The following is a 15223-nucleotide window of genomic DNA, read 5'->3' as shown; positions in this document are numbered from 1 at the left end:
GGATTTAGGAACTTTACGAACTTTAAAAACAAGATATATATTGCTTTAAACATCAAAAATGAGAGAACGAATTTCGTCCTCTCTAGGTGTTAGCTTTTCATCTACCCACTACAGTTGACAAAGAGCCGTTTTTGAAAGAGAAAAAACTAAATCATCGCGAACATCGAGATAATCGCAAGCGCGCCTATGTGCAACCAATCATCCTTGCCCGCCCTATAACTGATGAAGAAATCAATCAACAGGAGTGATGTTGGAACGCAATTTGACAAACTGGGCAACGCCATCCTCGATAGTCATAGTTAGATGTTCCGTATGCACCAAATAATCTAGGTGGGCCATGGTCTCACCGCTAGCAAACCATTTCTGAGCCTTTGGAAAGGCCTCCCAACTACCAGCCTTAATGCGCCAACTAATCCGTGCCGATACATCCCTGACAGTGACCTTTTCACCCTCCGAAATGCTGTCTAAAATTTCCTGTAAACGTTCAAAATGATGGGTTTCTAAAACTCCAATCCGCTCCAAATGATTTTCAATAGGCTTACGATGGCCAGGCAAGATTAAACGCAGCGGTGTTCGTCTTAATTTATCCAGGGTTGCTAGATAGGTTCCTAGGATATTGGGATAATCCCATCCCCAAAAGGTAATATTAGGAGTAATCGGATCCAGAACCGTATCTCCTCCAATTAAGAGCTGTTTCTGACGGTCCAATAAACCGATGTGCCCTGGTGTATGGCCTTGGAGATTGATAATTTCAAATTTAAAGCCTCCAACCTTGAAATACTTGCCAATCTCAAGGATATCAAAAGGGACCTGACTAGATAGATGAAACTTGAAACCAGGGTTGTCCTCCACAGCCATCTCATCCCTGGAGATACCATATAGCTGACGATAATCATTCATCCTGTCCCAATAAGGACCCGTTGCCATCTCATTCATCAAAATCCCATCCACACGACCAGCATAAATTTTAGCGCCAGCCTGATAAAATCTTGTCGCTAGCCCTGTGTGATCTGCATGGAGATGGGTCAAAACCAGGTCAACATCCTTCATTTCCAATCCTAATTCAGCCAATCCTGCTAACATAGCTTCAAAAGATTCTGGATGATTGTAGCCCGTGTCAATCAAGACCGACCTTTCCGGACTTTTTATCACGTAAACATGGATTTCTCTCAATGGACTATTGGGCAATACAATGGGAAAAGTATAAATATTTGGATAGATTTCCTTCATGAGCCCCTCCTTTTGTAATCGTTTTCCATAATCTAAGTATAGCACATTATAGAGCCTTGAAATTATTACACTTGATAACATCTTCCATAAGGAAAAATAATGAAAAAATGGTATAATGTTAACAATTCAAGCTCTTAAACATCAAGCGAGGAAAATATGGAACAGATTGCAGTATTTGGAGAAAAACAAGTAGGAGTCGACTATCAATTACGCCAGGGAGTCTATGCTGTTATTCCAAATGAAGAAAATGATAAGATTATCCTGGTTCAAGCACCAAATGGCGCCTGGTTTTTACCGGGTGGAGAAATTGAAAAAGGCGAAAACCACCTCATTGCCCTGGAAAGAGAATTGATGGAAGAACTGGGATTTACAGCTGAAATTGGGCATTATTATGGCCAGGCGGATGAATATTTTTATTCCAGCCACCGAGATACCCACTTCCACAACCCTGCCTACATCTACCAGGTTAAGAGCTATCATCAAATCGGACAACCACTAGAAGATTTTAATCATCTTGCCTGGTTTCCCATCCAAGAAGCCCTTGAAAAATTAAAACGAGGTAGCCATAAATGGGGCGTGCAACAATGGATTTTAGATCAAAAAACACTATAAAAGACTAGTCAAATCTTGCTGATAGTGCTATAATGAAGCCATAGAGTTAGAGGAGGTTTTGCATGAAAATTATAAATACAACCAATAGCCATAGCCAGTTGGTTCAAAATCAACTGGCCAATACGGATGCATTTTTGGTAGAGACTTATTCTGCGGGAAATACTGATGTTATCTTCACTCAGGCTCCCCGCCACTACGAACTCCTCATCAGCAATAAATACCGCTCTGTCCAACAGTCAGAAATTGAAAAAATCCGTGATTTTTTCCTTCATCGCAAGATTGATGAACGGAAGATAAACAAAGCAGCCATCCGCACAATCCACACAGATAAATTGATTGAGATGTCCTTCCCAATCGTCAGCGAAATCTAAGAAACCAGAACGGTTTCTTTTTTTAGACGAAAAAGCCTATCTTTCGATAGACTTTGTCATATCATTATGCCTCAAATCCAGTTGCTACTGCTTCAGCAAAGTTTTCTTCTACAACACTTGCACAGTGGTCGCAGATGGTTGCGCCATAACTCCGTTCCACAACGCTAGTATCAATACGGCGACAACGGTCACATACTTCACCTGCTGCGCGTTCTACTTCAAAGGCAACTTCATCCACCACAAGTGCACTTTCAGGAGCTGCTTCCGTGGTTACTCTCAAGTTTGAAACGATGAGTAACTGAGCAAGGTCTGCATTCAAGCTCTCCAAGAACGCCTTAGTTTCAGCTGAAACATAAGCAGTCAAATGTGCTTCCAGTGACTTACCAATGATTTTTTCATTACGAGCCTCTTCAAGTGCCTTCTGAGCCTGAGTACGGAAGGTCATAAAGACTTCCCAGTCTGCCAACAACTGTTCTTCATCCGCAAATGTTTCTACTTCTGGCATTTCTGCTAATTGGACAAATTCCTCTGCCTCATATTCCAAGTAAGACCAGATTTCCTCTGCTGTGTGTGGTAAAATTGGTGTCAAGAGCTTGGTAATTTTCACCAAAATGTCATAGAATACTGTTTGCATCTGACGACGAGAAAGGGATTTAGCACCATCAATGTAGACGACATCTTTGGCAAAATCGAGGTAAAAGGCTGACAAATCAAGTGTTACAAAGTTTACGACAGACTTGTAAATTGCCATGAAATCATAATTGTCGTAGGCTTCACGGATTTGAGCTACTAACTTGTTAAATTTCACCAAAAGATACTGGTCAACAGAACGAAGTTCGTCGTAGGCTACCGCATCGCTTGCAGGATTGAAATCAGAAGTATTGGCAATCAAGAAACGAAGGGTGTTACGAATTTTACGGTAGGTTTCAGAAACCTGTCCAAGGATGTCCATAGATACGCGGACATCATTTGACGTATCAACGGATGTCACCCACAAACGCAAGATTTCTGCACCAAACTGTTTCTCAACATCACTTGGTAGAATGGTATTTCCAAGAGATTTAGACATCTTCATACCTTTACCATCTAAGACAAAACCTTGTGACAAGACAGCCTTGTATGGCGCATGACCATTTACGGCTACAGAGGTGATCAAGGATGAGTTAAACCAACCACGGTATTGGTCTGAACCTTCTAGGTAGAGATCTGCTGGGTAGGCAAGATTTTCACGGGCATTCATAACGCCATTCCAAGACGAACCTGAGTCAAACCATACGTCCATGATGTCAGTTTCTTTGGTAAATTCGCCATTTGGTGAACCTGGATGGGTGAAACCAGCAGGCAAGAGGTCTTTTGCTTCAGATTTCCACCAGATGATAGACCCATGCTCTTCAAAAAGGGCAGCAACGTGGTCTGTTACTTCCTTGGTCATAATGGCTGTACCATCTTCTGCGTAGAAGATTGGGAGTGGCACACCCCAAGCACGTTGACGAGAGATAACCCAGTCCCCACGGTCACGGATCATGTTGTAAAGACGTGTTTTACCCCAAGCAGGAATAAAGGTCGTTGCTTCGATTTGGTCCAAGATTTCCTGACGGAATTTAGAAACAGAAGCAAACCACTGCGGCACTGCACGCCAGATGATTGGCTTTTTGGTTCTCCAGTCAAATGGGTAGGAGTGATTGATTACTTCACTAGCAAGGAGCAAGTCACCCAATTTTTCCTTAACCGTTGGTACAACCTTGTCATAGAATTGACCTTCAAAATCAGGACCCGCCGCTTCATTCATCAAGCCACGTTCGTTGACAGTTACCGCAACTTCCAAGTCATATTTGACACCGACATTGTAGTCATCCTCACCAAAACCTGGAGCCGTATGGACGATACCTGTACCAGAATCCGTTGTGACGTGGTCACCCAAGATGACCAATTCATCCACTTCAGCATCCCATGGATGTTCTGTCACAATGTATTCAAATTCAGCACCCTTGTGTTTTGAAATCACTTCAAAGGTTTCCCAACCGAATTTGGCTGCCAAGCTATCTACCAAGGCTTCTGCCAAGACATACTTACGGTCAGAGCCAGCAGGTTGAACCAAGACATAGTCAATGTCTGCTCCCATGGTCAAACCGCGAGAAGCCGTTACTGTAAATGGAGTCGTTGTCCAGACAACGATGTAGCTATCCGTATCCAAGAGTCCCTTGCCATCTTTGACCTTGTTGGCATAATACAGAGATGTTGAGTCAATGTCATGGTATTCGATTTCAGCTTCTGCAAGGGCAGATTCCGATGACCATGACCAGTAAACTGGCTTAGCCCCTCGGTAGATATAGCCCTTGTCTGCCATAGCACCAAAGACACGGATCTGAGCTGCTTCATAGTCTTTTGTCAAGGTGATATATGGATTTTCCCAGTCTGCAGAAACACCCAAGCGTTTAAAATCATCACGTTGCTTGTCAACTTGACTAAGAGCATAATCACGACACATTTCAAGATATTCAACCAAGTCCATTTCCTTGCGCTTGACACCTTGTTTTGCCAAGACTTGCTCAATAGGAAGGCCGTGTGTATCCCAACCTGGTACAAATGGAGCACGGAAACCAGACATTGACTTAGAGCGAACGATAATATCTTTAGAAATCTTGTTCAAAGCATGTCCAACGTGGATATTTCCGTTAGCGTATGGAGGGCCATCGTGGAGGTGGAAGGCAGGTTTGCCTGCATTTAGTTCTTGGCGACGAGCATACAAGTTTGCTTCATCCCAAGCCTTTTGCCATTCTGGCTCACGTGTTGGTAAGCCTGCACGCATTGGGAAGGCTGTCTTACCTAAATTGAGTGTTTCTTTTAGTTTCATTATATCTCCTTTTTTATAGGGTAATTACCATTTTTATTTCATGTCCAGTCATTCCAGCTGACTGGAAACCGAGTTTTTCTAAGATGTACCGCATCTTATGATTACCGATGACGTAGCTAGTGACTAGCTGGTGGCAAGAAAATGTTTGCCTAGCTAGGACCATTACCTGTCGAATAACCTCCTGGCCGTAGCCCTTGTTTTGATAGGATTTATCAATCAGCAAGCGCCAGAGCAAGACCGTTTGCCTGTCCTTATCTACCGAAAGGAGGACAAAACCGACAATCCTTTTGCCAAGACGAACAGCCAGGGGATAGAGCCTCTCTTCCTCTCGATAAAGCCAGGCTTGAGCAAGCGAATACTCCACCGGAGCCACTTTACGCTTGTCTTCCTCTGCCAGACTTAAATCTAGCACGGCATCAAAATTTTCTTTCGTTACTTCTTCTAATCGTATCATAAGCATCAAAAAAACTCCCGCCAATAAGGACGAAAGTTCGTGGTACCACCTTAGTTTAGACAGAGTTTCCCCTATCCCTCTACGTTCGTAACGTGAACAGACGTTTTCCCCTACTTGAGTTCAAGGAAAAATACGCAAAATGATAACTCCTATTGAGTGAGTACAAGTCTTCCACCGTCACCTGCTCGCTAAACCTATCAATATTCGTTGTGTTTTTGCTTCATCAGTATGTAATTAGTCTGCTGATTGTTCCAATTCTGCTTCAATAGCAGCTGCCTGGCGATTGAGTTCAGCAATTTCTTCAGCTGTAAGCTGGCGAGTATAATCAAGGTTTAACTCTTCCAACTCCACATCTTCATCAATCGCTTTAACCAGGACCTCACGGAAAGCTTCGTCACTTGTCTGCAAATAAGACGCCGTTGGTTGGAGAATTTCTTCCCACTCAGCGTTATTTACAAGGGCAAGCTGGCTTTCCAAAGTAGAGCGAAGACGTTGATGGAAAACACGTGTCTTGTTCTTCAACTCCTCAGTCTCTACTGCAACCTTCTTAGCATTGTCTGTCGCCAAACGAAGGATTTCATTTGCCTTCTCTTTGGCTTCGTTGAGAAGATTGTGCGCATCATATTCAGCCTGTTGCTTAATATTAAAGGCACGCTCTTCCGCTGCTGCTTTTACACGATCAGCTGTATCCTGGGCAATCAAGACAGATTGGCTCAACGATTCCTTCATCTGATCGAAGTAAGTGAGGCGTTCGCGCAAGGCTTTCAATTCTGCTTCGTGTTCTTGCTTCAGACGAACCAATTCCTCATAATCTCTGGTGACAATGTCCAAAAACTCATCAACTTCATCAGCATTATAGCCTCTGAATTTTGTCCCAAAGGTCTTATCTTTTAATTCAAGTGTTGTTAAGGCCATATTTCCCCCTATACTTTTGTCACTTCTATTTCTATTTTAAATTTCCCCTGCTTGGATGTTCCGAGCAGGTCTACCAATCGGAATCTTCCGAAGCCACGCACACTAACCAATTGACCTATTTCAAGAGTTTTTGAAACCTGACTAATTTCAGCATAGTCAACCTTGACCTTGTTTGACTCAATTAGCTTCACAACTGCTGAACGAGATAGTTGAAAAGCAGCAGCTACTAATTTATCCAATCGCAAACTGGAGGCCAGAATGACCCTCTTGTCAACCTGGATATGGTGCTCCAAGCTCACTGATTCAGTTGTCCGCATCTTCCATTTTACAGGAACCTTTGCAATCCTTTCAACATCCATTAAGAGAATGGTACTAAATTTTTCATCAATAAACAGGAGAATTTCCTGATCATTGATAAAAATATCTCCCAGAAATTTCCGCTGAATACCCAAACGATTTAAGAGTGTTCCTAAAATCTGCGAATGACTAAGCTGATGAAACTTTCTGTTAAAATCAACTTCTAAAATCGAAATTTCATAGTCAGCAAACTCTGGCAATTGATCGCTTGTTGAAATAATGAGCCTGCTATATTCCGTCGGAAGATGATGCCCACTCGAATGAGCAAAGAGATTAAACTTCCCGGCAATTGCTTCAGTAATCATGACCTGTCTTGGATTAAGAAAATCTGTCAACCTGTCGATGGAAGTCCTATCTACAAATTGACACATTTCATAAATCCGCTCAACAAAATCTTGCTCCGACTTTTGATAGTGTTGCAGGATGACTTGCCTATCCTTCATAAAATTACCAATCCTATTAGAATTCTCGATAAGATTTGAAGAGACAGATAGGCCACCAAGATAGTGAAATCGAATCCACCAAATTGTAGGTTCAATCTTCTGAACGGTATCAAAATGGGCTCAACAAGCCATCTAATTAGTTGACCAATCCTAGATTGGACAAGAGCTGGAAACCAAGTCATGAGAGCATAAATCAATAAAATGCTTGCATAGACATCAATAGCCTTTAGCAGGATTTGTACTAGTAACCACATGATGTCTTACCGCTTCATATCGAAATCGAACTGCCCGTCCAAATGTTGGCCAGAGTTCACATTTCTCAACTCATCAATATTTACCCGAACATTAACCGGGGTCAATAGCCACATAGAATTGGAAACCTTTTTAAGATTTCCGGCCAAGACTGACCGAGCCCCATCCAGATAATCCAAACATCTCCTAGCTTGCTGCTCTGTCATAAATTGGAAATCAATTAAAATACTTGCATTTTCTAACAATAGATTCACAATCTCAGGTGCATCTTCGTATCGCTTAGGAAACTTAATGTCGATGGTTGTCTTCTTCTCTCTCTCAGGACCATTGATTGCGAGCAATTCTTGCTGCCGTTCATTCAACCGTTGAATATTGGCAACGGATTCCGAAGAATGACTCCCAGTTCCTCTTCTTTTTTCCAATGGTAAAGCCTGCTCTCTTGTAACTTCTTTCTTAGCAACTTGCAATTTGGGCTGTTCATTGGGCATTTGATGGCCGGTTGAATCTTCTAATTCAGCACTATCATCCACTTCAAAGTAGGTGAAAAAATTTTTAAATGTATCTCTGAATGCCACTTTTACTCTCCCTTACTAAAAAACGCTGTCCCAATGCGAACAAAAGTCGAGCCCGCCTCAATTGCTTCCTTGAAATCTCCACTCATTCCCATACTTAATTCCGTAAAAGGCATATTAGGGAGATTCAAATTTGCTAATCTTTCTCTGATTGCGTTTGTTTGATGAAAAATTTGACTGAGCTGTTCTTTATCAGCATTGATAGGTGCCATGGTCATGAGACCGACCAATCTTACCTTATCTAACCTAGCCAATTCAACCAATGCCGGTTCAATCCCTTCCTCGTAAAAACCATGTTTTGATTCTTCTTTAGAAACATTGACCTGTAAAAAACAGTTGATTGGTTTCTTTGCCCGTTTTTGAATTTCCTCTGCTAACTTAAGAGAGTCTAAGGCATGGAAGTAATCAACAAAATTGATAACATCCTTGACTTTTCTTCTTTGCAGGGTTCCAATCAGATGCCAGCTTACTGCCTGGTCTTTCAGGGCATGGTACTTATCGAGAAACTTGTCCACCCGATTTTCCCCAATATCTGTCACACCAGCTTCAATCAATTCTCTAGTAATAGAGCTGTCAACATACTTTGTGACAGCTATTACCTTTACCGATTCTAATGGGCGACCAGCTTCCAAACAGGCTTGTTCAACTGCTTGGCCCACCCTTGCAACGTTTTCTTTTATGGTCATACTAGCGATTTCTGAAGAATGGTGGAGTGTCTAACTCATCTTCATCTTCTTCGACTGTAAATTTCTCAACCGAAATACTAGGACGTGCTTCAAGCTCAGAAGATTTCAACAAATTCTCGCGACGTAAATCCCATTCACCAAATGCTGAAGCTTTTGGAACTTCTGCTTGTTGAACAGAAGAAGGAGTTGGTGCCGGTGTTGAGGTGTAGTCAAAGCGAGCCGCAGAACGGGCTGCAGAAACGACCTCAGGACGGTGATGTTTGGTTGTACCTGATGGCGATGTTTTAGCAGAAGGTCCATCCTGACGAACACCTGTCGCAACAACGGTTACGCGGATTTCATCTTTCATCGATTCATCGATTGATGTACCCAACCAAATGTTTACACCTTGACCGGCTGCCTGATGAACGATTTCTGAAGCTTCTTCTGCTTCTGTCAAGGTCATATCGTAACCACCGGTCACATTGACAATGACATCGTCAGCACCATCGATAGTTGTTTCCAATAATGGTGAATAAATCGCCTTGCGAGCCGCCTCAATGACACGGTCCTCACCAGTACCGATACCAATACCCATAAGGGCGTTGCCTTTATTTTCCATCACAGTCTTCACATCCGCAAAGTCCAAGTTGATCAAACCTGGGTTAGTGATGAGGTCTGTGATCCCTTGAACACCTTGACGAAGGACATTGTCTGCTTCACTCAAGGCTTCCAAAAGCGGAGTTTTCTTATCAACAATCTCAAGGAGGTTGTTGTTTGAAATAATCAAGAGAGTATCTACTTGCTCACGCAGACCATCAATACCTTCGATAGCAAAGTTACCACGCTTGTTTCCTTCGAAACCAAATGGGCGAGTTACAACTGCTACAGTAAGGGCACCCAACTCTTTGGCGATACGGGCGATAACTGGTGCAGCACCTGTACCAGAGCCTCCACCCATACCAGCTGTAATAAAGACCATATCTGCACCTGAAAGAACTTCTTTCAGAGTTTCTTCGCTTTCCTCAGCAGCCTTACGACCAACTTCAGGTTGACCTCCAGCACCAAGACCACGAGTTAACTTAGGTCCCAATTGGATGACTGTTTCAGCTTTTGAACTGCTCAAAGCTTGAACATCTGTGTTAGCCGCAATAAATTCTACGCCAGCTACACCTTCTTCAATCATGCGGTTGATAGCATTTCCGCCGCCACCGCCGACACCAATAACTTTAATTACAGCACCAGTATTTGCCGTTTCAAATGAAATTGTCATAGATTATTTACCTTTTCCTTCATTCATTATTCAAACATACTTCCAAAGAGACCACGGATACGATCGGTCAACTTAACTTTTGGTTCCTCGTTTTGACCATATTCTTCTTGTCCGTATGGTTTTACGGTCGTATCATATACCGGTTCATCAGCGATTTCATCTTCAAAATCTCTTACAGGCTGTTGAACTTGAACTCGACTTGTTGGTTGAATATCAACTGGTTTGATACGTAGCTGAGCCTCACCGTTTACAGCATATTGTGCAATTTTTTCCACTTCACTCAGGTGACCGACATACTCAACTAGGCTAATCACATGTGCGAAGGATGGATTACGGATACCAATTTGATTTGGTACGAAGATTTTTGTCGTTACACCAAAAACTTCTTCTGCTAATTCTTCAACACCTGGAAGAATTGCTCCACCACCGACAAGAACGATCCCGCCTGGTAATTCCAATGCTCGTGTTCTTTCCAAATCTTGTTTGATTTTATTGAAAATCTGGCGAAGACGAGCAGCAATCACTTCTGACAAGTACAATTCTGTTACTTCAACAGGCTTGCTTTCTCCAATCACTTCAACAGTGAATGTTTCTTTTTCAGTTGCATCTGCTGGATAAGCGATACCGTAGTTGTATTTAAGATTTTCAGCAATACTTTGAGATGTAGTAAGGACTTTAGAGATATCCTTGGTGATGTAGTCGCCACCTTCTTGGTAGATATTCGTGTATTGGAGCTCTTGGCCACGCATAACTGCAACAGTTGTCTGACCACCACCGAGGTCAATCACCGTAGCACCAAATTCACGTTCACCTTCATTGAGAACGGACCTTGTTAGGGCCAGAGGAGAAATCACAACATGCTCAACTTGGATTCCAGCTCTCTCAACGGTTTTACGTAAATTGTGCAAAATAGTTCTTGGACCTGTGTAGAGCATACCCCGCATCTCTAGACGGATTCCCATCATTCCACGGGGATCTTTGATTCCCTGGAAGCCATCCACCACAAATTCCTCTGGAATAAAGGAAATCACTTCTCTCTCTGGTGTGATGCTCTTGGTCAAGGCTGATTTAACAACATTTTCAACGTCCAAGTCTGTAATTTCTTGGGAATCTGTTGTGACTGGAATCATCCCTTGAGTAGGCTCGATTTGCAAAAGGTTTGCTGGCAAACCGACGTTTACCTTATCGATGCGAATCCCAGATTTTTCTTCAGCCTGTTCTAAGGCCTTTTTAATTGCTGCGGCTGCAACATCAATGTTAACGATAATCCCGTCCTTGACCCCAGCACTCTTAACGTTACTTACTCCAATAACGTTCATTTCATTATCAATATATTCCGCAACCAAGACTTTAACGGAGCTTGTACCAATATCTAATCCCGTGAAAAAGCCGTTTCTAGCCATTCTGTCAGTCCTCTCTTACTTTCATCTCATTTTAAAAAAGCATCCATTTTTTAGATAAATAGAATTATTCATCCTTAATTATACCATATAACATTCTAAAATGGCTATTTTTCATGCTTATTTCTAAAAGATTTTTTCTCATTTCCTTGCTTTATAAAGCATAACTGTAAACTCCAACTTCCATATCTATCATACTCGGCAAAATGAGCTGGCGAGCAATTTTTGGATAGTAGGGAAGCTTGATATCTAGCTCTGAAACTGGCACCAGGACGACGTTGCCATCAGCCATGGTCAAGGTCAACAAATCCTTGGTTGCTTTAGTAGGTGTCAAATCGATAGTCAGGATATTGGCGCGAATATTCTCATCAATTTCAGCTAGCTGTAAAGCCATTTTTTTCAACAATTCCCTGTCAGTTGTGTGAACCATTGTTGCATTCAGAGGCATATTTTCTTCCTCAGTAGGAACCTCTGAAACCTCGCCACTAGATAAGATGGAGTAAAATTGATTATTCTCTGTGATAAAACCAAGCTCTTTATATTCTTCTAATTCTAGCAAAAAGCGATTAGGCAGCTGGAATTGAACAGATACGTCCTTGATTAGATTACTTCTGTTGACGATATTCTTGGTGTAGGATTTTCGGTTGAGAAGGACAGATAGGACATAGTCCTTTTCATGGATATTACTGTACTCTTTTACCAATTCTTCCGAAATATGCTCATTTCCTTTTACCTGAATATCTTTCAATTTACCAAAAGGGCTAATCAGATAGGCAGAAGAGAGAATGATGAGGAGCCCAGCTAAATAAAGCGGAATAGATTTAAGGAGGGCATCCTTAGGAATTCTAGCTTCTGTTTTCTTACTCTTTTCTCCTGCTTTTTTTCGTCCAAATGGAAAGAAAGACCTTTTTGAAACAGGTGTTACCTCAGTCTCTGTCTGGTCTTCTGCCTGCTTGATTTCCTCTTCCTGGATTTGTTGGTGCTCTTTGAACTTTTCCTTCCAGTTCCTGAAAAATTCGCTGGCTTCATCTGGATCCAAGTCTTCCAATGCTATAGGTTCAGCATCGGTCTCTTCATCCTCAAAAGAACTTTCCTCATCGCCTTCTACATGCGAATGTTCATCAGCTCGCTCTATATCACTTTGCTCTTCTGAAAAGGACTCAGATTCTACCTCCTGGTCTTCAGTTTCCTCCATCTCTTGGACCTCTACAAGTTTTTCGTTTTCATCAGAAATCAGTTGTTCATCTTTGTGGCCCATTGGCACCTCCACCCTCAATATCTGACATCAAAATAGCATAGAAACTATCTACCGACTGGATTTCATTGGAGTTTTCCATTTGTGTGACAAATTGGTCTTTATTGGTCAACAAATAACCCACTTCATCAAAAAGTGACTCCAGCGTCAAAAATTCTTCATCCAATTTTCGTGAATAGCCCTTATTGACCGCATAATTGGCATTCTCAATCTGGTCTCCTCGACTGGCCTTTAATCCAAGCGGGACAATCAGATGCAGCTTTTTCATGGCAATCAACTCAAAGAGGGTATTGGAGCCACCACGGGTCACTACCACATCCGCCAAATCCATCAAGGGCTGATAGAGCTCCGTCACATAGTCCACACGATAGAGGTGCTGTTCCAGACTGTTGAGACTGCTATCTCCAGTCAGATTGATAATGTTAAATCGCTCGGTCAAGGCCGATTTATGCTGACTAATCAGGTCATTAAAAACCTTGGCACCGCCCGAACCACCAACAAAAAGTAAAGTTGGCAGCTCTTTATCAAACTGTTTCAGAATTTCCGGCAGTTGAATAGGGGTGACTTTCTTCTTGGTCTGACCTACCTTGGTCACTGCCCCCACATGTTTAACCTTTGTCAGTGACAGTGGTTGCTCAAAAGTGCTATACATGGTTGTAGCGAATTTATAGGCAATGCGATTGGCCAGTCCCATAGACAAATCTGATTCGTGAATGTAAACTGGCACGCCGAGAGCCTTGGCAGCAATGACAGGCGGAACGGATACAAAACCACCTTTTGAAAAGAGGGCTTGAGGACGGATTTTGCCAATAATCACTAAGGATTGGACAATCCCCCAGGCAACCTTAAAGACGTCCAGCATATTCTGCCAGCTAAAGTAACGGCGCAGTTTACCTGTGGCAATGGAATGGAAGGTCACGTCCAGACCAGACTGGCTAATCTGTTCATGCTCAATCCCTTTTTCATCTCCAATATAGTGAACTTCCCAGCCTTCTTCCAAAAAACGCGGGATTAGGAGGAGGTTGAGAGTCACATGACCGACTGTTCCCCCACCCGTAAATACGATTTTTTTCATTTGTTTTTCAACTCCTCAAAGGTGTCGAGGAAAACATCCCCTCGAACTTCAAAATTGGCATACATATCCCAGCTTGCATTGGCAGGACTAAGGAGAACGACGTCTCCTGCTTGAGCCAATTCAAAGGCCTTGCGAGTGGCATCAGCAATATCTGTCGCTGAAATGGTATCCACTCCCGCTTTGTCTGCAGCCCGCTGGACTCTCTCAGCAGATTGACCGAGAATCACTATCTGTTTCAATCCAACTAAATCTGGCACCAAGTCATCAAATTCATTGCCACGATCCAAACCACCGGCAATCAAAATGACCTTGCTATTGTCAAAACCTGATAGAGCTTTTTGGGTAGCTAATATATTAGTAGATTTACTGTCATTGTAGAAGGAAATATCGTTGATCGTTCCTACAAATTGCAAGCGATGTTTGACACCACCAAAGGCAGCCAAACTTTCTTGGATAGACTGATTCGCCACACCCAGTAACTTGGCAACCGCAATCGTCGCCAGGGCATTTTCAACATTGTGCGAGCCGGGAACACCAATCTGATCAGCATCCATGATATATTCACCCTTGAAATACAGCTTGCCTTCTGCCAAATAAGCCCCATCTACCACCTCTAGCGTAGAAAAAGGCACCACGGTCGCTAAAGTCTGAGCAGCCAAATCCTTGGCTTCCTGCTGATTAAAATTCAGCACAATAAAATCGTCAGCCGTCATCTGACGCTGAATCATCCATTTTGCAGCAACATAGGCATCAAAGGTCCCATGGTAATCAATATGGCTGGCAATCAAGTTGGTAATCACAGCAATGTGTGGTCGGAAGGACTCCGTCCCCATAAGCTGGAAGGAAGACAATTCCATGACCAAGGTGTCCTCTTCTGTCGCTGTTTGAGCCACTGATGAGGCTGGATAACCGATATTCCCACACAGTTTAGCAGATGTATCGCCAGCATTGAGAACTTCCGCAATCATGGTCGTAGTCGTGGTCTTGCCATTTGAACCTGTGATACCCACTATCGGCGCTTCTGAAATCAAATAGGCCAGCTCCACCTCTGTCCAAACTGGAATCCCTTTTTTCAAGGCCTTCTCTACCATAGGATTTTGATAATGAATACCTGGATTTTTCACCATGAGAGCAAATTCTTCATCCAATAATTCTAGGGGGTGGCTGCCACAGATGACACGAATCCCCTCTTCCAGGAGAGATTGAGCTGTGGGATTATCCTCAAACGGCTTGCCGTCATTGACTGTAACAATGGCACCGAGCTGGTGGAGCAAGCGAGCTGCCGACTCGCCTGACTTAGCCAGTCCCAGAACCAGGACCTTTTTATTTCTGACACTATCAATTTGTTTCATCTTACAATTCCTATCTCTCAACTTTCTAACACTTTATTTTACCTTGAAAGCCCGGCTTTTTCAAGCCATAGCAACAAGCTAACGCCTCCTATACTACCTTTTATCCCACAAAAAGCAGACTGTAAAGCGTTTTCTTTGCACCC

At 42.7% G+C, this 15223-nt stretch carries 15 protein-coding genes; 2 read left to right on the top strand and 13 right to left on the bottom strand.

Features of this window, described 5'->3' with window-relative positions; translation table 11 throughout:
- Positions 1–231 precede the first annotated feature (231 nt).
- Positions 232–1230, bottom strand: a complete 999-nt coding sequence (locus ACVC7T_RS05130) for an MBL fold metallo-hydrolase (RefSeq protein WP_447262568.1) — start codon at positions 1228–1230, stop codon at positions 232–234.
- A gap of 156 nt (positions 1231–1386) precedes the next feature.
- Here ACVC7T_RS05130 and ACVC7T_RS05125 point away from each other — a divergent pair, with 156 nt between their 5' ends.
- Both ACVC7T_RS05125 and ACVC7T_RS05120 read left to right on the top strand, forming a co-directional pair.
- Complete coding sequence (locus ACVC7T_RS05125; protein ID WP_105110198.1) at positions 1387–1842, top strand: NUDIX hydrolase; 456 nt, start codon at positions 1387–1389, stop codon at positions 1840–1842.
- A 62-nt stretch (positions 1843–1904) separates the two neighbouring features.
- Positions 1905–2213: a DUF1827 family protein gene (locus ACVC7T_RS05120; protein WP_105110199.1), complete on the top strand. Its 309-nt coding sequence runs from the start codon at positions 1905–1907 to the stop codon at positions 2211–2213.
- A gap of 64 nt (positions 2214–2277) precedes the next feature.
- Here the strand turns inward: ACVC7T_RS05120 and ileS are convergent, their stop codons facing one another.
- The 12 genes from ileS to murD form a co-directional block, all read right to left on the bottom strand.
- On the bottom strand, positions 2278–5067 hold the full coding sequence (gene ileS / locus ACVC7T_RS05115; protein ID WP_447262567.1) for an isoleucine--tRNA ligase: 2790 nt from the start codon (positions 5065–5067) through the stop codon (positions 2278–2280).
- 13 nt (positions 5068–5080) lie between these two features.
- Positions 5081–5521 carry a GNAT family N-acetyltransferase gene (locus ACVC7T_RS05110; protein WP_105123562.1) on the bottom strand — a complete coding sequence of 147 codons (441 nt, stop codon included), beginning with the start codon at positions 5519–5521 and terminating at the stop codon, positions 5081–5083.
- 234 nt (positions 5522–5755) lie between these two features.
- Complete coding sequence (locus ACVC7T_RS05105; RefSeq protein ID WP_105110201.1) at positions 5756–6436, bottom strand: DivIVA domain-containing protein; 681 nt, start codon at positions 6434–6436, stop codon at positions 5756–5758.
- A gap of 8 nt (positions 6437–6444) precedes the next feature.
- Positions 6445–7236 (bottom strand): YlmH family RNA-binding protein, encoded by a 792-nt coding sequence (locus ACVC7T_RS05100; RefSeq protein ID WP_105160843.1) that lies wholly within the window; start codon positions 7234–7236, stop codon positions 6445–6447.
- Positions 7233–7490 carry a YggT family protein gene (locus ACVC7T_RS05095; protein ID WP_105110203.1) on the bottom strand — a complete coding sequence of 86 codons (258 nt, stop codon included), beginning with the start codon at positions 7488–7490 and terminating at the stop codon, positions 7233–7235. The genes ACVC7T_RS05100 and ACVC7T_RS05095 overlap by 4 nt, the downstream gene beginning before the upstream one ends.
- A gap of 6 nt (positions 7491–7496) precedes the next feature.
- Positions 7497–8063 carry a cell division protein SepF gene (locus tag ACVC7T_RS05090; protein ID WP_238140793.1) on the bottom strand — a complete coding sequence of 189 codons (567 nt, stop codon included), beginning with the start codon at positions 8061–8063 and terminating at the stop codon, positions 7497–7499.
- 2 nt (positions 8064–8065) lie between these two features.
- Complete coding sequence (locus tag ACVC7T_RS05085; RefSeq protein WP_172073771.1) at positions 8066–8746, bottom strand: YggS family pyridoxal phosphate-dependent enzyme; 681 nt, start codon at positions 8744–8746, stop codon at positions 8066–8068.
- A gap of 1 nt (position 8747) precedes the next feature.
- Complete coding sequence (ftsZ, locus tag ACVC7T_RS05080) at positions 8748–9998, bottom strand: cell division protein FtsZ (protein WP_105110205.1); 1251 nt, start codon at positions 9996–9998, stop codon at positions 8748–8750.
- 26 nt (positions 9999–10024) lie between these two features.
- Entirely contained in the window at positions 10025–11401 is a 1377-nt protein-coding gene (ftsA, locus tag ACVC7T_RS05075; protein WP_105110206.1) for a cell division protein FtsA, read from the bottom strand.
- 151 nt (positions 11402–11552) lie between these two features.
- Positions 11553–12656, bottom strand: a complete 1104-nt coding sequence (locus tag ACVC7T_RS05070; RefSeq protein ID WP_105160845.1) for a cell division protein FtsQ/DivIB — start codon at positions 12654–12656, stop codon at positions 11553–11555.
- Positions 12640–13728 carry a UDP-N-acetylglucosamine--N-acetylmuramyl-(pentapeptide) pyrophosphoryl-undecaprenol N-acetylglucosamine transferase gene (locus ACVC7T_RS05065; protein ID WP_105110208.1) on the bottom strand — a complete coding sequence of 363 codons (1089 nt, stop codon included), beginning with the start codon at positions 13726–13728 and terminating at the stop codon, positions 12640–12642. The genes ACVC7T_RS05070 and ACVC7T_RS05065 overlap by 17 nt, the downstream gene beginning before the upstream one ends.
- On the bottom strand, positions 13725–15080 hold the full coding sequence (gene murD, locus ACVC7T_RS05060) for a UDP-N-acetylmuramoyl-L-alanine--D-glutamate ligase (RefSeq protein WP_172022183.1): 1356 nt from the start codon (positions 15078–15080) through the stop codon (positions 13725–13727). The genes ACVC7T_RS05065 and murD overlap by 4 nt, the downstream gene beginning before the upstream one ends.
- Positions 15081–15223 lie beyond the last annotated feature (143 nt).

It is taken from the genome of Streptococcus sp. P25B114 (assembly GCF_053010325.1).
This window is presented reverse-complemented; position numbering and strand designations above follow the sequence as displayed.

Excerpts from the sequence above, each read along its gene's own strand:
- ACVC7T_RS05130 (WP_447262568.1), bottom strand. The coding sequence starts at position 1,230 with ATGAAGGAAATCTATCCAAATATTTATACTTTTCCCATTGTATTGCCC.
- ACVC7T_RS05095 (WP_105110203.1), bottom strand. The coding sequence starts at position 7,490 with ATGTGGTTACTAGTACAAATCCTGCTAAAGGCTATTGATGTCTATGCA.
- murD (WP_172022183.1), bottom strand. The coding sequence starts at position 15,080 with ATGAAACAAATTGATAGTGTCAGAAATAAAAAGGTCCTGGTTCTGGGA.
- ACVC7T_RS05120 (WP_105110199.1), top strand. The coding sequence starts at position 1,905 with ATGAAAATTATAAATACAACCAATAGCCATAGCCAGTTGGTTCAAAAT.
- ACVC7T_RS05100 (WP_105160843.1), bottom strand. The coding sequence starts at position 7,236 with ATGAAGGATAGGCAAGTCATCCTGCAACACTATCAAAAGTCGGAGCAA.
- ACVC7T_RS05105 (WP_105110201.1), bottom strand. The coding sequence starts at position 6,436 with ATGGCCTTAACAACACTTGAATTAAAAGATAAGACCTTTGGGACAAAA.
- ACVC7T_RS05085 (WP_172073771.1), bottom strand. The coding sequence starts at position 8,746 with ATGACCATAAAAGAAAACGTTGCAAGGGTGGGCCAAGCAGTTGAACAA.
- ACVC7T_RS05065 (WP_105110208.1), bottom strand. The coding sequence starts at position 13,728 with ATGAAAAAAATCGTATTTACGGGTGGGGGAACAGTCGGTCATGTGACT.
- ACVC7T_RS05125 (WP_105110198.1), top strand. The coding sequence starts at position 1,387 with ATGGAACAGATTGCAGTATTTGGAGAAAAACAAGTAGGAGTCGACTAT.
- ftsA (WP_105110206.1), bottom strand. The coding sequence starts at position 11,401 with ATGGCTAGAAACGGCTTTTTCACGGGATTAGATATTGGTACAAGCTCC.
- ACVC7T_RS05110 (WP_105123562.1), bottom strand. The coding sequence starts at position 5,521 with ATGATACGATTAGAAGAAGTAACGAAAGAAAATTTTGATGCCGTGCTA.
- ACVC7T_RS05070 (WP_105160845.1), bottom strand. The coding sequence starts at position 12,656 with ATGGGCCACAAAGATGAACAACTGATTTCTGATGAAAACGAAAAACTT.
- ileS (WP_447262567.1), bottom strand. The coding sequence starts at position 5,067 with ATGAAACTAAAAGAAACACTCAATTTAGGTAAGACAGCCTTCCCAATG.
- ftsZ (WP_105110205.1), bottom strand. The coding sequence starts at position 9,998 with ATGACAATTTCATTTGAAACGGCAAATACTGGTGCTGTAATTAAAGTT.